Origin of the sequence: Vibrio sp. 10N.222.51.C5 (genome assembly GCF_041474575.1) — a bacterium.
GTDB lineage: Bacteria > Pseudomonadota > Gammaproteobacteria > Enterobacterales > Vibrionaceae > Vibrio > Vibrio crassostreae_C.
On the sequence record NZ_JBFRUJ010000032.1, the window covers coordinates 110470 to 131888 of the forward strand.

Annotated in this window: 20 protein-coding genes and 1 riboswitch; of the genes, 11 read left to right on the plus strand and 9 right to left on the minus strand. The window is 43.3% G+C overall.

Annotated elements, in window-relative coordinates:
• The first annotated feature begins 86 nt into the window (after positions 1-86).
• Positions 87-938 (plus strand): envelope biogenesis factor ElyC, encoded by an 852-nt coding sequence (gene elyC / locus AB4558_RS11150; RefSeq protein WP_372158806.1) that lies wholly within the window; start codon positions 87-89, stop codon positions 936-938.
• Between the two features lie 164 nt (positions 939-1102).
• Here elyC and torR read toward each other — a convergent pair whose 3' ends face one another.
• The gene (gene torR, locus AB4558_RS11155) at positions 1103-1816 is read right to left on the minus strand and encodes a two-component system response regulator TorR (protein ID WP_017067841.1); all 714 of its coding nucleotides are present in this window, start codon (positions 1814-1816) and stop codon (positions 1103-1105) included.
• 285 nt (positions 1817-2101) lie between these two features.
• Here torR and torD point away from each other — a divergent pair, with 285 nt between their 5' ends.
• The 5 genes from torD to AB4558_RS11180 all read left to right on the plus strand — a co-directional run bounded on the left by torD (position 2102) and on the right by AB4558_RS11180 (position 6241).
• The gene (torD, locus tag AB4558_RS11160) at positions 2102-2749 is read left to right on the plus strand and encodes a molecular chaperone TorD (RefSeq protein ID WP_017062095.1); all 648 of its coding nucleotides are present in this window, start codon (positions 2102-2104) and stop codon (positions 2747-2749) included.
• Between the two features lie 316 nt (positions 2750-3065).
• Positions 3066-4070, plus strand: a complete 1005-nt coding sequence (purR, locus tag AB4558_RS11165) for an HTH-type transcriptional repressor PurR (RefSeq protein WP_017063507.1) — start codon at positions 3066-3068, stop codon at positions 4068-4070.
• A 170-nt stretch (positions 4071-4240) separates the two neighbouring features.
• Positions 4241-4326, plus strand: a riboswitch (cyclic di-GMP riboswitch).
• A 127-nt stretch (positions 4327-4453) separates the two neighbouring features.
• Complete coding sequence (locus tag AB4558_RS11170; RefSeq protein ID WP_019820997.1) at positions 4454-5044, plus strand: TfoX/Sxy family DNA transformation protein; 591 nt, start codon at positions 4454-4456, stop codon at positions 5042-5044.
• Positions 5045-5178: 134 nt separating this feature from the next.
• Positions 5179-5859 (plus strand): TVP38/TMEM64 family protein, encoded by a 681-nt coding sequence (locus tag AB4558_RS11175; RefSeq protein ID WP_017072239.1) that lies wholly within the window; start codon positions 5179-5181, stop codon positions 5857-5859.
• 64 nt (positions 5860-5923) lie between these two features.
• Positions 5924-6241 (plus strand): DUF2007 domain-containing protein, encoded by a 318-nt coding sequence (locus tag AB4558_RS11180; RefSeq protein WP_017062099.1) that lies wholly within the window; start codon positions 5924-5926, stop codon positions 6239-6241.
• A gap of 131 nt (positions 6242-6372) precedes the next feature.
• Here AB4558_RS11180 and AB4558_RS11185 read toward each other — a convergent pair whose 3' ends face one another.
• The 4 genes from AB4558_RS11185 to topA all read right to left on the minus strand — a co-directional run bounded on the left by AB4558_RS11185 (position 6373) and on the right by topA (position 13284).
• On the minus strand, positions 6373-7170 hold the full coding sequence (locus tag AB4558_RS11185; RefSeq protein ID WP_017062100.1) for an alpha/beta fold hydrolase: 798 nt from the start codon (positions 7168-7170) through the stop codon (positions 6373-6375).
• 285 nt (positions 7171-7455) lie between these two features.
• Positions 7456-8910 carry a glycogen synthase GlgA gene (gene glgA, locus AB4558_RS11190; RefSeq protein ID WP_371720703.1) on the minus strand — a complete coding sequence of 485 codons (1455 nt, stop codon included), beginning with the start codon at positions 8908-8910 and terminating at the stop codon, positions 7456-7458.
• Positions 8900-10129: a glucose-1-phosphate adenylyltransferase gene (glgC, locus tag AB4558_RS11195; protein WP_080582251.1), complete on the minus strand. Its 1230-nt coding sequence runs from the start codon at positions 10127-10129 to the stop codon at positions 8900-8902. Before glgC ends, glgA begins: the two co-directional genes overlap by 11 nt.
• Positions 10130-10653: 524 nt before the next feature.
• Entirely contained in the window at positions 10654-13284 is a 2631-nt protein-coding gene (gene topA / locus AB4558_RS11200) for a type I DNA topoisomerase (RefSeq protein WP_017067846.1), read from the minus strand.
• 439 nt (positions 13285-13723) lie between these two features.
• Between topA and AB4558_RS11205 the strand changes: the two genes are divergently transcribed.
• Entirely contained in the window at positions 13724-13969 is a 246-nt protein-coding gene (locus AB4558_RS11205; protein ID WP_017062104.1) for a YciN family protein, read from the plus strand.
• A gap of 61 nt (positions 13970-14030) precedes the next feature.
• On the opposite strand, the gene aroA is transcribed toward AB4558_RS11205, so the two are convergent.
• Positions 14031-15311 (minus strand): 3-phosphoshikimate 1-carboxyvinyltransferase, encoded by a 1281-nt coding sequence (gene aroA, locus AB4558_RS11210; RefSeq protein ID WP_017062105.1) that lies wholly within the window; start codon positions 15309-15311, stop codon positions 14031-14033.
• A gap of 162 nt (positions 15312-15473) precedes the next feature.
• Positions 15474-15929 carry a glycine zipper 2TM domain-containing protein gene (locus AB4558_RS11215; RefSeq protein WP_004736438.1) on the minus strand — a complete coding sequence of 152 codons (456 nt, stop codon included), beginning with the start codon at positions 15927-15929 and terminating at the stop codon, positions 15474-15476.
• 53 nt (positions 15930-15982) lie between these two features.
• Between AB4558_RS11215 and aat the strand changes: the two genes are divergently transcribed.
• The 3 genes from aat to infA all read left to right on the plus strand — a co-directional run bounded on the left by aat (position 15983) and on the right by infA (position 17691).
• Positions 15983-16693: a leucyl/phenylalanyl-tRNA--protein transferase gene (gene aat, locus AB4558_RS11220; RefSeq protein ID WP_017063504.1), complete on the plus strand. Its 711-nt coding sequence runs from the start codon at positions 15983-15985 to the stop codon at positions 16691-16693.
• Positions 16693-17391: an arginyltransferase gene (locus AB4558_RS11225; RefSeq protein WP_017062107.1), complete on the plus strand. Its 699-nt coding sequence runs from the start codon at positions 16693-16695 to the stop codon at positions 17389-17391. The genes aat and AB4558_RS11225 overlap by 1 nt, the downstream gene beginning before the upstream one ends.
• An 81-nt stretch (positions 17392-17472) precedes the next feature.
• Entirely contained in the window at positions 17473-17691 is a 219-nt protein-coding gene (gene infA, locus AB4558_RS11230) for a translation initiation factor IF-1 (protein WP_001040192.1), read from the plus strand.
• 215 nt (positions 17692-17906) lie between these two features.
• Here infA and clpA read toward each other — a convergent pair whose 3' ends face one another.
• The gene (gene clpA / locus AB4558_RS11235; RefSeq protein WP_017062108.1) at positions 17907-20180 is read right to left on the minus strand and encodes an ATP-dependent Clp protease ATP-binding subunit ClpA; all 2274 of its coding nucleotides are present in this window, start codon (positions 20178-20180) and stop codon (positions 17907-17909) included.
• A 39-nt stretch (positions 20181-20219) separates the two neighbouring features.
• Positions 20220-20540, minus strand: coding sequence for an ATP-dependent Clp protease adapter ClpS (gene clpS, locus AB4558_RS11240; protein WP_004737430.1), 321 nt, complete (start codon positions 20538-20540; stop codon positions 20220-20222).
• A 586-nt stretch (positions 20541-21126) separates the two neighbouring features.
• Between clpS and cspD the strand changes: the two genes are divergently transcribed.
• Positions 21127-21348: a cold shock domain-containing protein CspD gene (cspD, locus tag AB4558_RS11245; protein ID WP_004736548.1), complete on the plus strand. Its 222-nt coding sequence runs from the start codon at positions 21127-21129 to the stop codon at positions 21346-21348.
• Positions 21349-21419 lie beyond the last annotated feature (71 nt).

A 21419-nucleotide genomic window follows, 5' to 3' on the forward strand; every position in this document is an offset into this window, starting at 1 on the left:
CCTGCTATTCTGTCACAGGAATTTCAGGAATAAAGAGGCGATGTCTCTTTTTACTACTAAGTGATGTTTTTTCGGACTATTCGGATATGTTTGAGCTGAAAAAAGTAGTGTCTTCGCTATTGATGCCACTGCCAGCAATGTTAATTCTCGCTTTTCTGGGTTTAGCCCTAGTGATGTTTACTACCAAAAGGAAGACTGGTTGCCTAATCACCCTCTCAGCCCTATGTGGTATTTTCCTAATCGCTTTCCAGCCAGTTTCTAGTCAACTTTTAATGCCAATGGAAAGGCAACACACCGCATTTTTACCTGTCGATGAAACCGTCGATTACGTGATGGTTCTTGGAAGTGGTCACGTCGTAGACGACCAAATTCCACCGACATCAGAACTTAGCCGCACCGGCCTGATGCGTTTAAGTGAAGGGATTCGTATTCTACGCCTCTACCCTGGTGCAAAACTCATTTTGTCTGGCTATGGCGCAGGCACTGAAGTAAGTAACGCAAGAATGATGGCTAAAGTGGCTTTAGCACTTGGCGTAGCAAAGCCCGACATCATTCTGCTTGAAACCGCAAAAGACACTTGGGAAGAAGCCCGCCAAGCCGCTGCGTTCGTTAAGAATAAAAGAATGGTGTTGGTGACTTCAGCGAGCCATATGACTCGCGCACTGAACGAATTCAATGCTGCTGGAATGAAACCACTGCCGGCACCAACTAACTACCTTGCACAAGAAGGTATAGTTGAGCCGTGGGAAAAGTACATGCCGAAAGCGCTATACCTTGAGCAGACTGAGCGTTACTGGCACGAAACTATGGGATTAGTTTGGCAAAGCCTGCGTGATTGGCTAGATACAAGCAATGACATTGTTGAAGAGCCGGTTATTCCAGAAGCTTCCAGCTTAGTTGAAGATGACGGTGACGTTTCTGCGGCCCAGCCTCAGTAACCCTATTGAATCTTTAAACTCATATGAGCAGACGAGTCGCCAAATATTTATAGATTTTCTGGTCGTTAACAATAAAAGCTAAGTAATAAAAAAGCCGAGACATCAATGATGTCTCGGCTTTTTACGTTTAAATGTCGTTGTTGATTAATCACTCCCGAAGGAAATCAATCACCAGCGAACATGTAACCTTCACCGTGAACCGTCACAAAGATTTGTGGGTTCTTAGGGTCGAATTCCATTTTAGCACGCATGCGACGAATCAATACGTCGATAGTACGGTCATTAGGCGCGTCCACTCGGTGGCTAATCATATTCAAAATACGTTCGCGGCTTAATACTTGATTAGGGTAAGAAGACAACGCCACTAGCAGTTCGTATTCTGCTTTGGTCAGTTTCACTGGTTCGCCGTTCTTGCTTAACGCACGACGAGGGATATCAAATGTCCACTCACCAAAACGAACCACAGACTCATCTGATGTTTCTTCTACAGCGCCCGCTGCTGTTTTACGAGCAGCAGAGATACGCCAAAGTAGGTTTTTAACTCGAACTAATAACTCGCGAAGTTCGAAGGGTTTAGTAACGTAATCGTCAGCGCCCATTTCAAGGCCTACGATCTTGTCGATGCTATCCGTGCGTCCAGTAACTAAAATAATTCCAATGTCTGATTGACTGCGTAATTCGCGAGTTAGCATCAATCCATCTTCGCCTGGTAAGTTGATGTCCAGCATAATGAGGTCAACGTTGTTTTCTTCTAACACGTTTCTCATTTGAGCGCCGCTTTCTGCTTCGCTCACTGTGTAACCCTCGTTCTGGAAGTATCCAACCAGTTTACTGCGGGTTACCACATCATCTTCTACGACTAATACGTGATAGCTCATCTACACCACTTTTCTTATTTAATAGTTTCAGTGACTATTCTATTCATAACTAGTAACAATTCTAGTGGTACAGAAGATAAAAGCCAGAAACATGGATTTTTTTTGATACAAGACAATCTTAAACCTTGCTATTTATCGTCCATCGCAATTCAATATAGGCATTACTACTAACGAGTAACTTTGCGTTTCGCAAATAACCTTGTTATTCAGCCTTGGTGTGCTTATGCCCAAGTGACTTCAAGATGCATATAAGCAACATCACAAGACTAAGTCAGGATCTAACAAATGAAAGATACGAAAGCGTTCAACGAGCAAAGAGCAGAAATATACTGGTGGCTATCAAGCTTATTTGCCAAAGAGCTCACTCAAGAAGAACTCGATCACTACCACTCTGTTGAAATTCGTTCTTTCCTAACTGGTTTAGGCGAAAATGAGACACTAAAGCCAGCGATTGATAAGTTAGTGGATGCGCTGAACCGCCTACAAACTCGTGAAGATGCTCAGCTAGAACTGTCTGCAGACTTTTGCGATCTTTTCTTAAAGACAGATAAGCACGGCGCTCTTCCTTACGCTTCAATGTATATCGGCGAAACTGGCCTTTTGAATGATAAGCCAGCAAAAGATATGGAAGAGATCATGGCTAAGCACAACTTAGTTGTGAACCAAGATCTAAAAGAGCCAGCAGACCACATTGCTATCGAACTCGATTTCCTTGGTAACTTGATCATTCGTTCAAACGAAACGAATATTGAAGAAGAACTAGAGAATTCATTTGCCGCTCAACAGCAGTTTATCGAACAACAACTGCTGACTTGGTTACCAAAGTTCAACGTGAAATGTCATGACGTTGATGAATTCGGTTTCTACGCCTCCGTCTCATCGTTGCTACTCGCATTCTGTCAATTAGACACTCAATATTTAGCTGGTGAATAGCTTATTGGATGACTCGTTAAATAAATTCAGAAGAATGTGACAATTCACCCGGATTTCCGGGTGAATTTTATTGCGAGTAATTTCTAGTCAGTCTAAAATTGTGACCGCAAACGATAAAATATGAAACATTCACGAAATGCTATGCTTATTATAGTTTTGAGCATTTCGGTGTTAAGACAAGCCGCTCAATAGCGGTTTTTTGTTTTTTAGCACTTTTAGTACCCAAAGAGCCCTACAAATTTAAGCTCTTAGTTAGGTAGCTTAACGGCTACTTTATTCCGTACTTTGGGAAAGTAGCTTCTAATAGGATAAAACCATGGCCACTATAAAAGATGTCGCTCGCTTAGCCGGCGTATCAACAACAACCGTTTCTCACGTAATCAATAAAACTCGCTTTGTTGCAGAAGCAACGCAAGAAAAAGTAAACAAAGCCGTAGATGAACTGAACTATGCACCAAGTGCTGTTGCTCGTAGCTTGAAGTGTAATACAACACGCACCATCGGCATGCTAGTGACTCAATCAACTAATCTATTCTTCTCTGAAGTTATCGATGGTGTTGAGAGCTACTGCTACCGTCAAGGTTACACTTTGATCCTGTGTAATACGGGCGGTATCTATGAGAAGCAACGTGACTACATTCGAATGCTTGCAGAGAAACGTGTAGATGGCATCTTAGTTATGTGTTCTGACCTAACTGAAGAACTAAGAGAGATGTTAGACCGTCACGCTGACATCCCTAAAGTTATTATGGACTGGGGCCCAGAGAGTTCTCAAGCTGATAAGATCATCGATAACTCTGAAGAAGGTGGCTACCTAGCGACCAAATACCTTATTGAACGCGGTCACTCTAAGATTGCATGTTTAAGTGGCCACTTAGACAAAGCAGCATGTGTTGAACGTATTGCCGGTTACAAGCGCGCACTTAACGAAGCTAAAATTTCTGCCGATGACAATATGATCATCGAAGGCAACTTCGAGTGTGATACGGCTGTTCTTGCTGCAGAACAAATCGTTGAGATGGAAGATCGTCCAACGGCGGTATTCTGCTTTAACGACACAATGGCACTCGGCTTAATGAGCCGACTGCAAGAAAAAGGCATCCGCATTCCTGAAGATATCTCAGTGATCGGTTACGACAACATCGAACTCGCTGAATACTTCTCTCCGCCGTTAACGACAGTTCACCAACCAAAACGTCGTGTTGGTAAGAATGCATTCGAAATTCTATTGGAGCGCATCAAAGACAAAGACCACGAAAAACGCGTCTTCGAAATGCACCCTGAAATTGTTGAACGAAGTACAGTTAAGACGTTAAATTAATTGATAATTCGAGTTTAATTTCATCAAGCGCACCTTTAGGTGCGCTTTTTTTATCAGCAACTATAATGAACCCAGATGCACAACGGAAAGATCATTAATTGAAGCAGTATCACATTTTGAAATATCAAGTGTGAGCTTCATTCAACAAAAACTTTATTCTATTCAATCAGTCACGCACAGGGCAAACCACTCGAAAGAGTGAGACGCAAAGCTTCCGGCCTAAACCACTCGTTGGTATGGTAGCGGGGTTACCGATGGCAAAATGCAGTAACTACTAATAATTTAGTAATTTACGGCTTATTGACAATTTAATTGCAACATTTTGCTAATCTCTCGGACCTGCTTATTTGGTGGCGTAGTTCAAATACACCGAGATAAATAACATGGATAAACCGATACTAAAGGACTCGATGAAGTTATTTGAGTCCCTAGGAAAAATAAAATCACGCTCAATGTTTGGTGGCTTCGGTCTTTTTGCTGATGACACTATGTTTGCTCTGGTTGTAAATGACCAGTTGCACATACGCGCAGACAAAGGCACAACGAAACAATTCGAACAACAAGGGTTTCAACCTTACGTCTACAAAAAACGTGGTTTCCCTGTCGTTACTAAATATTTCGCTTTACCTGAAGGCCTCTGGCAAGACCAAGAGAAAATCTTGCAGCTTGCAACCACGTCTCTAGGTTTTGCTAAAGAAGAAAAAGCTGAGCAGTCTTCTGCTAAGCCGACCCGACTCAAAGATCTGCCTAATCTTCGACTCGCTACCGAGCGTATGTTGAAAAAGGCAGGGATCGATTCTGTAGAACGTTTATATGAATCTGGCTCTGTAAACGCATTTAACGCCATCAAAGAATCGCATGCGTCTTCTGTCAGTATTGAACTACTTTGGGCGCTAGAAGGCGCGATCAATGGTACACATTGGTCTGTTATACCGCAGCAGCGTCGCGAGGAGCTTATCAATCGCGTCAATTAACATTGTCAGTGCAATCTATATACATAACTAAGCCGCATTTACTGCGGCTTTTTTTATATCTGGTGAAAGTTAATCTATGCTTTGCCTGTCTATCTATACTATCGGTATGCATTGAAAATTTAGAGGAAGTATCAATGAGTAAGAAAATGATATTGGGTATTGTGTTGGTCGTAACCATCGTCTTGTTAGGCATCAATTTCGGCCAATACTTAACGCTTGAAAATGCTAAGGCCCAACAAGCTGTGTTAAATGACTACATTGACAGCAACTTTATTGCGGCTGCCGCTATCTATTTTGTCGCGTATGTCATGATTACGGCTTTCTCCATTCCTGGTGCCGCTGTTGTAACCTTATTAGGGGCCGCGCTATTTGGCTTCTGGAACAGCTTGCTACTGGTATCTTTCGCAAGTGCGATCGGTGCGACCTTAGCTTTCTTAAGTAGCCGTTACCTGTTGCGTGACTGGATTCAAACCAAGTTTGGTGACAAATTGGCGACGATTAACAAGGGGGTTGAAAAAGACGGCGCATTTTACCTGTTTTCTCTGCGTCTGATTCCTGTATTCCCATTTTTCCTTATCAACCTATTGATGGGTCTAACACCGATGTCAGTGAGTCGTTACTACATTACGAGTCAAATCGGGATGTTACCGGGGACGGCGGTTTTCTTGAATGCTGGTACTCAGCTCGCAGAAATTGATTCACTTTCGGGCATCGTCTCCCCTTCAGTACTATTGTCATTTGCATTATTGGGGATATTCCCAATAGTGGCTAAATGGTTGATGGGTAAGTTTCGCTCAGCACCCGTAGCTGAATAATGTATATAGCAGAATAGTTTATAATATCTAAACAACACAGATAGCCGAATAAGGTTCTATTTCAATGAAAATCTTCAGTGCATCGAATCCGACAGAAGCTCATATCATCTGTGGATTGTTAGAAAGCGAGAATATTGCCTGTGAAGTCCGTGGTGAGGGGTTGTTCGGATTAAAGGGGGAAATCCCATTCACTGAAGAAACTGACCCTTACGTATGGTTATATGAGCCAGAATTGGCCAGTAAAGCTCGCATGCTCGTCAATGACTACCAAAAGCAGCAAGATTCGATCATCTATGAAGAGTGGCGTTGTGGTGAGTGTCATGAAGTCAACGAAGCGCAATTCGGCTCTTGCTGGCAGTGCGGTGCTGCCTCACCTGAATAGCAGGGTTTCAGTGACCTGATAGAACGATTCGGTCAGATACCTCCTCCAATTAAAAACGGGAAGCTAAAGTTAGCTTCCCGTTTTTATTTCAATTCGATTAACTCATCATCTTTGATTTCACGCCTAGAAAATCACTGAATTTGTTTTTGAATAAACGCAATCGAACGCTGATTAAACTCTTCAGGGTTTTCCACGTTACACACGTGTCCACAATTCGGGATTTCTACTAGCTCACTCGATTCATGCGCTGCAACCATTTCTTTTACCGGCTTAATAAACATGTAGTCACGTTCACCCATCAAATAAAGAGTCGGTATTGGTAGCTCTCTATCTTTAAAATATTTCATCAAGGGGTTTACATCAGCCGTTAAGATAAACCAGCGTTTAAATTCTTTCTGGCACAGTTTTTTGGCTTCGCGGATAAAAAGGTGACGAGACTCTTTTTGGCTTTTTTGTGGCATCACAACATAAGCAAAAAGGCTGTATAACCACATGTAAGGAATGATGTGCTTGCTGAGGTTACCCAACTTGATTAACACTTGAGAGCGAGTGTTTAGCTTGGTGACAGCGCCACCCAGTACCATTGAACGTACACGGCCAGCCGCCAGTTCGGCAACGTTACGCACAATAATCGTGCCCAAAGACATGCCAACGAAATGTGCAGAACGGATCTTAAGATGGTCTAACACTTTAAGAATATCAAGCGTCACCGATTTGAACGTATAACGATTCGAAATCAGCCCTTTAAGTATATTGTCTGATTTACCGTGCCCTCTCAGATCAATGAGAAGTAAGTTGAAATGCTGTTTATACGCTTTGATCTGCTTGAACCAGATGGAGGAACTGCCTCCTGCGCCATGCACAAATACAACCCACTCATCGCTCGTAGGGTGAGTAAATGTTTTATGAAATAGTAAACTCTCAGACATACCTATCGCTTTAATTATTGGAATGGAGCTATGCCTCATCACGAGGCGATGACTAAGGATACCACGCTATTAAGAACTTTAAGTGATAATAGTGTCAAACCTATCATTAGTCATGTGAATACCTACCTCACCTTTTCTACCTGACAAAAATGAGTTTGCAAGCTTTGTCTTCGTAAACGTGATGTGCTCTGACCAGGAAACAAAAAGGCACTCAACAATTAGAGCGCCTTCATTTATTACGAGCTGTTGTTGCCCGCCCGCTAATTTTAAAGCTAAGTCAACAAGTTAAAATGCTGAATGATACATAGCTAGGTATTCTTTAGCCGCATCTTCCCAACTAAAATCTTGCTGCATCGCATAAAGCTGAGCACGCTTAATTTCAGATGGGTTTTGTGCATAAAGCAGTAATGAACGATGTAACACAGCCAATAACGCCTGCGGTGTTGGCTCTTCAAAAGCAAACCCAGTCGCGACTTCAGGATCTTCATCGTAATCATTCACGCTGTCTTTTAAACCTCCCACAGAACGAACAATCGGCAAAGTACCGTAAGCCATGCTGTAGATTTGGTTTAAGCCACACGGTTCAAATTCCGAAGGCATCAAGAAGAAATCAGAGCCTGCTTCAACCAAGTGCGCAAGTTCATTATTGTACGCTTCTACGAACGAGAACTTATCTGAGTGAAGCGCTGATAGCTCTTTCAATTGACTCGCCAAAACCGGATCGCCAGTACCGACAATCACGATCTGAAGATCATTTTTCAAAAACTGTTCGATGATAGGCAGTAAGTAATGAACACCTTTTTGATTCGTCAAGCGACAAACCATGCCATAAACCGCGCAATCGGCAACGGGTAAACCTACATCTTGTTGCAGTTTTTGCTTACAAGCTGATTTTCCGCGAGCCATGCTGTGCTTGGTCGCTTTGTATTTACGAGGAAGGAAAGCATCAGTTTCCGGATTCCAAGCCCCATAATCACACCCATTCAAAATGCCGAACAGATCAGCAGATCTGTGTTGGAATTCTGCAGCCATACCGTGGCTACCTAATTCCGTTTTCAACTCTTCTGCATAGGTAGGACTTACTGCGTTCACTTTATCCGCACACATCACTCCAGCTCTTAGCATAGTGACATGAGTGTCACTCACTGAAGCTTCAGGCGCATGGTAACGGTGCATCTCTGGCAGGAATTGAAGTTCATCGTAGGCGAACACACCTTTGAAAACCGCATTGTGAATCGAAATAACACTGCGCGTATTTTCAAAGAAATCGTGTTGTTGATAACGCGATTTAAGCAAGAAAGGAACGAAACCAGTATGCCAGTCATTTGCATGAATGATATCCGGTTGGAAACCAAGCTTAGGAAGCATATCAAGACAGGCTGCACTAAAGAACGAGAAGCGCTCTCCGTTATCAGCATAAGCTTGATTGTTTTCTGCGTACATTTCCGGGCGGTCGAAATACTTGGCACATTCAATACCAAAAACTGGAACGCCTTCTACGCTCAGTTTTTTAACTTGATAAGCCGTATGAGGCCAATGATCGAGTTCAGTCGATAAAATAACTTCTGCTGAATCAATGTTTGGAATGTTTCTATATGCGGGGATAGTCACTCGAACGTCCTGTTCGAGTGTTTGCAACGCTTTCGGCAGTGCCTTGGCTACATCAGCCAAGCCACCACTTTTAATCAAGCCTTCAACTTCAGACGCTACAAAAAGTACCGAGAGAGTCTTAGTAACCAACTCGTGCTCCTTTAGAAATCACTACGACACCATCGTCAGATACGTGGTAATGCTTTTTGTCTTCTGTCAGATTTACACCAATCTGTGTACCCGGTGCGATATCTGCGTCTTTATCAATGATAACGCGGCGCAAGATACAACCCTCACCCACTTTTACATCACCGAGTAAGATGCTTTCGCTAATATCACACGCTGATGCGATATTGCTGCGGAAGCCCAGTACACTCTTTTCAATACGCGAACCACGTACATAACTACCGCTACACACAAGGCTATCAATGATCTGAATTCGACCATTTGCCGAATCAGTAAACGTAGCTGGTGGTAGTGGCGGGTAATAAGTGTGTAGAGGCCATTTACGGTTGTATAGCGAGAATGGCGCATCTTTCTTAAGAAGGTCCATGTGCGCTTGCCAGTACGCGTCAATCGTACCTACATCGCGCCAGTAAACTTCTTCTTTCTCACCAGTAATACGGTTGGTGCTGAAATCATAAACAAACACATCACCACGTGGGAACATGTTTGGAATAATGTCTTTGCCGAAATCGTGTGTCGAACCTTCTCTATCAGCATCTTCCGTTAGTTCGGCAAAAAGCTCTTTCGCTTCGAACACGTAGTTGCCCATTGAAACGAGCGCTGATTCTGGATCGCCCGGGATCGACTTCGGATTTGCAGGTTTCTCTTCAAAGCCAATCATACGGCCGTCAGCATCAACCTCAATAACACCGAATTCTGATGCTTCAGCAAGCGGCATGCGCAATGCTGATACTGTTAGAGCCGCTTTCTTCTCTTTATGGAAATCAAGCATCTGTTTGATGTCCATCTTATAGATATGGTCTGAACCAAAAATACATACTTGATCAGGTTCTTCCAACTCCATAAAGCCCATGTTTTGGTAGATAGCATCTGCTGTGCCTTCATACCAACGCTTTCCTTTACGCATTTGCGCAGGAATTGGGTCGATAAAACGGTCTGTTATGCCACTGATATTCCAGCCTTTTTTCATATGGTGGAACAGTGACTGTGACTTAAATTGTGTTAATACGTAGATCTTCATTAGATCAGCATTAACGAAGTTGTTCAAAGCGAAATCAATTAAGCGGTAACTACCACCGAAAGGAACCGAGGGTTTGCTGCGAGATTCAGTTAAAGGTCTTAAGCGAGAGCCTTCACCACCAGCAAGAATCATTCCCAATACACCAGCCATTTTATTCTCCATATATCTATAGCTTGTCGATGTTAGTACTCGTAGAGGTATCTTCCTCTGGGGGATGAGCACCAACACTTATTTCGGTATTTAGCGAATATCCATTCACATACAGTGACAATATCCTAAGCCAAACGTTGTTATGTGTGCACTATTCTTTGCACTTGGTTTTATATACGTTATCGACTTTTCGGCCGAATTCAATTTTTAATACGCCATTCTGTGGTACGTAAGCTGATTGCTTTCCCAAGACTTAAAGCAGCTCACATTACACCGTCCAGACGAAACATTACATTAACACCCGACACACATCAGGTATACAACTAAACGCTGATCTGTGAGTTACAATATTTTAATTAAGTTACATTCTCGTTAAAGTTGCATAAGAAAATCTGATTAATTGGCATTATTTATTTTTCGATGTGAATTTAATAAATTCTCGCAGACGAAACACCATTTCAACAAGTTGCATATTTAGTCATATTGAGATCAAAAAAAAGCAGCCATTAGGCTGCTTTTTCATCAATAACGTTCAGTTATTTCTCTTTAGGCTTTTTACGCTTATCCGTAACTTCCCACTTACCGTCGATGTACAACGCAGTCCAACCGGACGGTTTTCCATCTACTTCAGTACGCACGTAGTTTTCTTTGGTCTTACGACTAAAACGAACCACTGTCGGCTTACCATCAGGGTCAGCAACTGGCGCTGATGCTAGGTATTGGAACTTAGGTGAGATACGGTCTTTAAAACGAACCAGCTCTTCCACTAATGGTGCACGTGTTTCACGTGATTTAGGGAAGTTGCTCGCAGCCATAAATAGACCAGAAGCACCATCACGAAGAACAAAGTACGCGTCTGAATTTTCACACGGAAGTTCAGGGAAATGCACCGGGTCTTCTTTTGGTGGCGCAACTTCGCCATTTTTCAGAATCTTACGAGTGTTCTTACAATCTTCACTCGTACAGTCCATGTATTTACCAAAACGACCGTTCTTCAGAACCATGTCAGAACCACACTTGTCACACTCAACAAGTGGACCATCGTAGCCTTTCACTTTAAATTCGCCGTGCTCAACCACATAACCTTCACAGTTCGGGTTGTTACCACATACGTGCATCTTACGCTTATCATCGATTAGATAGGCATCCATTGCCGTTTCACAAATAGGACAACGCTTTTTAGCTCGAAGTGCTGCTGTTTCAACGTCTTCTTCAAGCACGTTGATAATGCCTTCTTCATCACCAAGGTTGATTGTTGTCTTACAACGCTCTTTTGGTGGAAGTGCATAGCCAGAACAACCAAGGAATACGCCTGTCGAAGCAGTACGAATACCCATTTTACGGCTACAAGTCGGACACTCAATATCGGTTTCCACGATATGATTTGGCTTCATGCCACCCGCATCTTCGTCTAAGTCTGCTTTTTCCAAATCGCCAGTAAAGTCTTCGAAGAAGTTATCTAGCACGCCTTTCCAGCTTGCTTCGCCTTCTGCGATTTGGTCCAACTTCTGCTCCATACGAGCAGTGAAGTCGTAGTTCATTAGGTCATTGAAGCTGCCATCTAGACGGTCAGTAACAATTTCACCCATCTTCTCAGCATAGAAACGACGCTGTTCAACTTTTACATAACCGCGATCTTGAATCGTTGAGATGATTGATGCGTATGTTGAAGGACGACCAATACCACGCTTCTCAAGCTCTTTAACTAGCGCCGCTTCAGTGAAACGAGCCGGTGGCTTAGTGAAGTGCTGTTTAGGGTCTAGCGCAATCAGATCAAGCTTATCGCCGATCTGTACTGCTGGAAGGATCGTATCTTCGTTCTTGCCCATTGGACGCTGAACACGAGTCCAACCATCAAATTTAAGGATACGACCTTTCGCTTTCAACGTGTACTCATCTGCTTTAACGCTTACTGTCGTTGAATCGTATTGAGCTGGCGTCATTTGACACGCTACGAATTGATTCCAAATTAGCGAGTAAAGCTTGTGTGCGTCTGCGTCTACGCCGTTTAGATCTTCCGACTTAACATCTACACTTGAAGGACGAATCGCTTCGTGGGCCTCTTGAGCGCCCTCTTTGCTGCCGTATGCAAGAGCTTTAGGTGGAAGGTATTGCGCGCCGTACTCAGAACCAATGTATTCACGAGCGGCTTCTACAGCTTCTGAACTCAAGTTGGTTGAATCAGTACGCATATAAGTGATGTAACCCGCTTCATACAGGCGTTGAGCCAGCATCATGGTTTTCTTTACGCCATAACCAAGACGCGTACTCGCCGCTTGTTGCAGCGTCGACGTGATGTAAGGTGCAGACGGCTTACTCTTTGTTGGGCGGTCTTCACGTTTACATACTTCGTATTGCGCTTTTTCTAAAACGCTAACAGCAGCTTGTGTTTGCGCTTCATTTTCAGGTTTAAACGCAACACCGTCTTTCTGTGCAACTTGCAGTCTAAAGTCGGTTTTCTCTGCTGTTTTAGTATCAGCATGCACATCCCAGAACTCTTCAGGGATAAAGGCGTTGATCTCGCGCTCACGCTCTACCAGTAGTTTTACCGCTACTGATTGAACACGGCCAGCGGACAGGCCTCGTGCTACTTTTTTCCAAAGCAGAGGTGACACCATAAAGCCAACAACACGGTCCATAAAACGTCGTGCTTGTTGTGCGTTTACGCCATCAATATTTAGCTCACCTGGAGTTTCGAAAGCTTGTTGAATAGCATTCTTGGTGATTTCGTTAAAAACCACTCGCTTGTATCGCGTTTCATCGCCACCGATGATCTCACGAAGGTGCCATGCGATAGCTTCTCCTTCGCGGTCCAAATCGGTTGCGAGATAAACATGGTCTGCGTTCTCAGCCAGTTTTTGCAATTCAGCGACGACTTTCTCTTTACCAGGTAGGATTTGATAGTTCGCTTCCCACTCTTTATATGGGTTGATACCCATCTTTTTGATAAGAGCTTTGCGATCTTTTTCTTTTTTGATACGAGCTTTGTCTTCTGGGCTCATACCCTTGGTTGAAACTGCTGCAGCCTTTTGACCAGTACTTTGACCTGCCGTTGGTAAATCACGTACGTGACCTACACTCGACTTAACGACAAAGTCTTTGCCAAGATATTTATTGATAGTTTTAGCCTTGGCTGGCGACTCCACTATAACGAGCGATTTACCCATATTGACTCTAACGTCCTTAATCACGATGCTTCAGCACCAACAATTTAGCTTGTGGGCTTTTACGCATGATATTCTAAATTCATTGCTTCTTTTTTTACTATTGTGCGAGATTACTAGAAGATCAACCGCTTTTTTCAAAATTGGATCTGATCGCTCGACAATTCGACGACTCATAGATAAAAGGGTCACAATATAAAGAAGCTATAAAGTACTCACTAAGAATACTTGCAAGAGCCTATTCATCAGGCATTACGTCTAAACGGGCTCATACTAAGCTTGTCCGCGAATCTAACGCGAGCCCCATTCAATTATTTTTGCCGTAAATCACAAAATAAATTGTGGATGTTTGAAAAGACTCTCTTAATCGGTTGTGAAATCATTGAATTTCTAGTTCGACACCATAAACTCAACGTTATATTCAGTTATCAGAGATAAACTCATGACAAAGAAAGTAATAGCAGAATTTGATTTACTGCTTATCGCAAACCAAATTATCCAATCACATGATGACTACATTGAAGGCATGCGCGCAAACAGCGTAGTAGAAAAAGACGATGTACTCGTCTTCAAAGGTGAATACTTCTTAGACAGCAATGGAATGCCGACAGAGAATACAACCGCGGTATTTAACATGTTTAAATACTTAGCGCACCACCTTTCGAAAGAATTTACAATTCAGCAATAATTAAAAAGCTTGCCACTTAGGCAAGCTTTTTTGTTCCTAAACCTTTACATACTAAGCATTTTTATAGACTTAGCATTTTCAGCTTGTCGAAATAATCTGGGAATGTCTTTGACGTACAACCTGGATCATTAATCGTCACAGGCGTATCGCTCAAAGCAACCAGCGAGAAACACATCGCCATACGGTGATCATCGTAAGTATCAATCGCCGCATGAGTCAGTTCAGCCACAGGGTTAACAATAATGTAATCTTCACCCTCTTCCACTTCAGCGCCGACTTTGCGTAGCTCTGTTGCCATTGCAGCCAAGCGGTCTGTCTCTTTCACACGCCAGTTGTAGACATTACGGATTGCCGTTGTGCCTTTCGCAAACAATGCGGTTGTCGCGATAGTCATCGCAGCATCTGGGATATGGTTATAGTCCATATCAATGCCTTTCAGCTCGCCACAACGAGAAATAACGTAGTCGTCACCCCATTCGATTTCCGCACCCATTTTCTCAAGCGCATCAGCGAATTGGATATCACCTTGGATACTGTTTTTACCAATACCAGTGACCTTAATCTCACCACCTTTGATAGCAGCGGCTGCAAGGAAATATGACGCAGATGATGCATCACCTTCAACCAAGAAATCACCCGGTGCCGAGTAAGATTGCCCGGTAGGAATCACAAACTCTTGGTAATCATTATTGATCACGTCCACACCAAATTGCTTCATGATGTGCAGCGTAATATCGATGTAAGGTTTAGAAACCAATTCACCGTCAATTTTAATGGTCACTTCACCTTCAGCTAAAGGCGCAGCCATCAAAAATGCCGTCAAAAATTGACTAGAGATCGAACCGTCGATAGAAACCGTACCGCTCTTCAAACCGGTACCTGTGATCTTCAATGGCGGGTAGTTTTCGTTCTCTAAATATTCAACGTCGGCACCGGCTTCTCGTAGTGCTGTTACTAAGTGGCCAATTGGGCGCTCTTTCATGCGAGGCTCACCAGTAAGAACGTATTCACCGCGACCTAAACATAGTGCAGCCGCCAACGGACGCATCGCCGTACCCGCGTTACCTAAGAAAAGCTCTAGGGCTTTGTCACTTGAGAATGCACCACCAACACCTGTCACTTCACAAACGGTTTTGTCTGCAGACAACTGATAATCAACACCTAACTGAGTCAATGCATTCAACATATGACGAATATCATCACTGTCTAGCAAGTTTGTTAGGCGAGTGGTTCCCGTAGAAAGTGCAGCCAAAAGAAGTGCACGGTTGGAAACGCTTTTTGAACCAGGTAGGTTAACTTCCCCGTTCACTTTTTGAATTGGTTGTAACGTAAGGCTTTCCATTAAATCTTATAGTCCTTGTACCACCCGAAGTCACTGGTGCGTATTTATTTTCGGGTGATGAATAATTCTTCGTACTTGCAGACTAACGAACTTTTCCAACGAACTCCAGAGCTAATCCGGCCCAAACCGGTGATTAATTAGCCAATCAATCGTATTTATATACTAGTACACGAGATCAACTCGAACACCATCTGAAAAATAAAGAATTCGTACATCATCGCCTCGGTTGAACAGCATCGAGTTATCGACATCTTGGATAATGTTGACCAACTTATCGTCTTTGGTTTTGACCAATAACTCGACCAGTTTGTACTCTACTTTATATTGTGTGTTACCTCGGTTACGAGCAATACCCGCACCTGCTACTGCACCTACAGCTGTCGCCACTTCTTTACCAGTGCCGCCGCCAAACTGGTTACCAATCAAGCCACCAATCGCCGCACCTAACAAGGTTTCCCAACCATTCGCTTTCGACTCAACGATCTCTTGCTGAGTGATGTATCTGACCGTATCAATCTCACCATAAACCACCTCGTTTACTGGTCGAGCTTGGTTTCTGTTGTAAGCTGCATTTGCCAACATGGGCAAAACAAGTAAAATCCAAAGCAACTTCTTCATGGTAAAACTCCTAAAGACCTCTTGGTCAGTGATTAATCTGTAATGCGGTACTTATGACTATATACCTAACCGAACTTGATACTACTAGTATAGAGTTTCCTTCGCCTTTCGACGCGCTTGATGACCCCAACGGTCTGCTCGCCTTCGGTGGTGATTTATCACCAATGCGAATTTTAAACGCTTATAGCCAAGGTATATTTCCATGGTATGGCCCAGGTGAGCCTATACTTTGGTGGAGCCCTGCACCGCGAGCGGTATTTAATCCTAAGACATTCGAACCGTCAAAAAGTCTTAAAAAGTTTCAAAGAAAGCACAATTACCGAGTCAGCATCAACCAAGCGACGGACAGAGTAATTGGTTATTGCTCTTCACTAAGACCCGAAGAAGAAACCTGGCTAAACAGCGACATGCAGTCAGCCTACCGCAAACTCGCTTCATTAGGTTTCTGCCACTCGGTTGAGGTTTGGCAAGATGATGAACTGATCGGTGGACTTTACGGCTTACAAAGAGGCCAAGTCTTTTGCGGTGAATCGATGTTCAGCCTAAAGACCAATGCCTCTAAAATTGCGCTGTGGTACTTTTGTAAACACTTTACCCGATTCGGCGGACAACTGATTGATTGCCAAGTCATGAACCCTCACTTGGAATCCTTGGGCGCTATCGAGGTTGATAGGGATGAATTCCTAGGCTCTCTGCAATTACTCAAAGAGTTCTCCGTTGACGATGCATGCTTTAAAACCCAATGGCTAAAGGAAATGCCTTAATGAATCCAGATTTACAACAAATCAGAATTGGATTAACAGACAATCACGCTTGCAGCTACTTACCTCACTTCGAAGAGAGAGTGGCGGTCACGCTTGACGAACACATGCACACCTCAGATAACTATGAAGTTCTGCTTGCGAATGGATTTCGCCGCAGTGGTTCAACCATTTATAAGCCACATTGCGATAATTGCTCAGCATGCCAAGCGATTCGGCTTTCAATTCCTGAGGTTAAGCTTTCCAAAAGCCAACGACGGATCCTTAACAAAGGAAAATCACTACGTTGGGAACTGAAAGATGAGATGGATGACAACTGGTTTGACTTATACAGTCGCTATATCACCGCTCGTCACCGTTCGGGAACCATGTACCCACCCAAGAAAGAAGAGTTTCTACAATTCTCTAAAAATGAGTGGCTTACTACAAAGTTCATGCACATCTATGATGAGAACAAGTTGGTTGGTATCGCCGTAACCGACATCATGGCTCACTGTACGAGCGCGTTTTATACCTTCTTCGCTCCTGATATAGACATTTCGATGGGAACACTTGGCGTTCTATTTCAGATCCAACATGCCCAGAAAGAACAAAAACAATGGTTATATTTGGGTTATCAAATCGATGAATGCCCTGCGATGAACTATAAAGTACGATTTCAACGTCATCAAAGGCTAGTAAATCAGCGGTGGCAAGGGTAGAATACGCGACAACTTTACATATTTTGATTTTAACGGCACAATCAAGCCGTTGAAAACCGCCAAATTTCGAAAGAGGATTAGATGGCTAAAGAAGACGTAATCGAGATGCAAGGCACTGTCCTTGATACTCTACCAAACACAATGTTCCGTGTTGAGCTTGAAAACGGTCACGTAGTGACAGCACACATCTCTGGTAAAATGCGTAAGAACTACATCCGTATTCTTACTGGTGATAAAGTAACTGTTGAGATGACTCCATACGACCTTTCTAAAGGCCGCATCGTCTTCCGTGCTCGTTAATTTTTAATTAGCGAATACAATAAGAAGCGGAGCTTAAGGCTCCGTTTTTTATTGCCTGAGCTTTTTACTACACAAGCACATCAATCTCGCATCTCGCATCTCGCATCTCGCATCTCGCATCTCGCATCTCGCATCTCGCATCTCGCAAGCATAAAAAAACGCACAACCTAAGTCATGCGTTTTATATTTAAGCCTTTGATTTATCAATCACTTCGTTAGTGCATGACCTCTTCTTTAGCACCAACATAGATGAAATCCAATTCGTCTTTTTTCAGGGATACTTTAACCGTACCGCCATCAACCAAGCTACCGAACAGTAACTCGTTAGCAAGTGGTTTCTTAAGCTTCTCTTGAATAACACGTCCCATTGGACGAGCACCCATGGTCTTGTCATAGCCTTTATCAGCTAACCAGTGACGAGCATCCTCAGAAACCTCTAAAGACACGCCACGAGCGTCCAGTTGAACCTGAAGCTCGACAATGAACTTATCAACTACTTGGCTAATCACACTTGGGTCAAGGCTGTTGAACCAAATGATATTATCAAGACGGTTACGGAACTCAGGAGTAAATACCTTCTTGATTTCGCCCATCGCATCTGGCGCATGATCTTGTTGGATCAGACCGATCGATTTCTTCTCGGTTTCAGCCACACCTGCGTTGGTCGTCATCACTAGAATCACATTACGGAAGTCCGCTTTGCGACCATTGTTGTCAGTTAGCGTGCCGTTATCCATTACCTGCAGTAGCAAGTTAAAGATATCTGGGTGAGCTTTCTCGATTTCATCCAGTAACACAACAGAGTGCGGGTTCTTGATTACGGCATCCGTTAGCAAACCACCTTGGTCGTAACCAACATAACCAGGAGGCGCACCAATCAAGCGGCTCACTGAGTGTCGCTCACCGTACTCAGACATATCAAAGCGCAGAAGCTCAATACCCATCAACTTAGACAGCTGAACAGTCACCTCTGTTTTACCGACACCAGTAGGACCAGCAAACAAGAATGAACCAACAGGTTTATTGTCTGCACCCAATCCAGCACGGGTCAGCTTAATCGCTTCACTCAATACATCGATTGCAGGGTCTTGTCCGAATACCAACATTTTCATGCGCTCATCCAGTTTCTGGAGTGTATCTTTGTCTGAAGACGATACTGACTTTTCAGGAATACGCGCCATTTTCGCAACCATTGACTCAATATCAGCCACGCTTACCGTTTTCTTACGACGGCTTGCAGGTGCCAAACGACTACGAGCGCCCGCTTCATCGATTACGTCAATGGCCTTATCAGGAAGGTGGCGTTCATTAATGTATTTAGCTGACAGTTCCACAGCGGCACGCAACGCTTTGTTGGTGTAGCGCACTTCGTGGTGAGCTTCGTATTTTGGCTTCAAGCCAATCAGGATCTTGGTCGTATCGTCTAGCGATGGTTCAATAATATCTATTTTCTGGAAGCGACGAGCTAAAGCACGCTCCTTCTCAAAAATACTGCTGTACTCTTGGTACGTTGTTGAACCGATGCAACGTAATTTGCCACTGCTTAGTAGTGGTTTAATTAAGTTTGCCGCATCAACCTGACCACCCGATGCAGCCCCGGCACCGATAATGGTGTGGATCTCATCGATGAACAGAATCGCGTCTTCTTCTTTCTCCAGTTGCTTAAGAATCGCTTTAAAACGTTTCTCAAAGTCACCACGATATTTGGTTCCGGCTAACAGTGAACCGATATCTAGAGAATAAATTACGCTGCTCTGAATGATTTCAGGCACTTGTCCTTCAACGATGCGCCATGCAAGACCTTCCGCGATGGCAGTTTTACCTACCCCCGCTTCACCCACTAACAGAGGGTTGTTCTTACGACGACGACACAGAACTTGGATAGTGCGTTCTAGCTCTTTGTCACGACCGATTAGTGGGTCAATATTGCCCTGCTTTGCGACTTCGTTAAGGTTAGTAGCAAAATTTTCTAAACGGTCTTCAGAGTTAGCTTCTTCAGCATTTTCTGCACCACCAAATGAATCGGATGATGAAGGACTGTCGCCTTCGTTGCTCGCTTTGGTAATACCGTGTGAGATGAAGTTAACAATATCTAAGCGACTAATGTCGTTTTTCTTAAGAAGATATGCCGCGTGAGATTCTTGCTCACTAAAAATAGCCACAAGTACGTTAGCACCTGTTACTTCGCTGCGACCTGAAGATTGAACATGAAAAACAGCGCGTTGAAGTACTCGTTGGAAGCTCAACGTAGGCTGAGTTTCGCGAGTTTCGTCGCTTTCAGGGATAAGTGGGGTCGTTTGATCGATAAAAATATCGAGCTCATTGCGAAGAGCATCGAGATCAGCCTGACAAGCTTGGAGCGCTTCCTTGGCCGCATCATTTTCTAATAATGCTAGTAGGAGGTGTTCGACAGTCATGAATTCATGTCGCTTGTCTCGCGCACGAGCAAATGCGCCATTTAAACTCGTCTCTAATTCTTTATTTAGCATAAGTACCTCCTAAGGGAACAACAGTGTTGTTCGAGCAATTTATACTTGCTCCATTGTACATAGTAGCGGATGCTCATTTTCCTTTGAGTACATCGTGACCTGCGCTACCTTTGTTTCCGCTATTTCAGCACTGTATGTGCCGCATATAGCTTTACCTTCATAATGAACCTTGAGCATCACTTCCGTTGCTTTTTCGATATCTAGTGAGAAGAATCGCTCTAGGATCTCGATTACAAAGTCCATGGGCGTGTAGTCATCGTTATTCAACACAACGTTATACATCGCCGGTGGCTTTACTTTTGTTGCTTCTTTCTCCAGTAAATCTGAGCCTGGAGATGCCCATTCAAAGTTTCTGCTCATATCGCTTTGCTAAGGGTTATTTTTCGGAAGTCGTGAGTGTTTACCTAACTCAAATTTACCACATTCACGCTTTACGGTGTACTAAGAAACTGCACCGAGAAACAGTACCAAAAAATATTCCTCTATACTGAGCCTAATCCACCATTTCCATCGCTGCAAATAAAAGATCTCGATTAACAGGATTAACATATGTGATTGATTAAAAAGACACCACAACTATTGATGCTAACGATAAGATCACCGCTAAGTTACTATTTAGTTAATAGTTTGCAGTTAATCTCGAATGTGATTTGTTATTAAAATTGATCAATTTTATACCAATTTGCTATTGACTGTGCTCAATCATTAGCTACATTGGAGCTAAAAGGTTTTTTTAATACATTTTTGCAACATGAATTAAAATCAGTAACACGCTTCAAAAATTAACAATAAGGAATAATTACGCAGGGTAGCGTTAATTTCCGTAAGCAATGTACGAGATTCAAGCTATTAGCTGAAATTCTTTAGCTGGTAGGAATGATATCAATCGCACTTACAACAATTGATATAACAACGTTAGTAACAAAATGCATGAGGGATGTATAGCATGGCTACAGGTACAGTAAAATGGTTTAACAATGCCAAAGGGTTTGGCTTTATTTGTCCAGAAGGTGAAGACGGCGATATTTTCGCGCACTACTCCACAATACAAATGGAAGGTTATCGAACCTTAAAGGCTGGTCAGCAGGTCGACTATGAAGTAGAAAGTGGACCTAAAGGCTCGCATGCTAGCTCAGTTGTTCCTGTAGAAGGCAGCGCCGCAAAATAGGCGATTGCCAACTCATGTTAACCTCCAGCAGTCGTCATTAACGGCTGATAGGTAAACAGAATATTGAAACC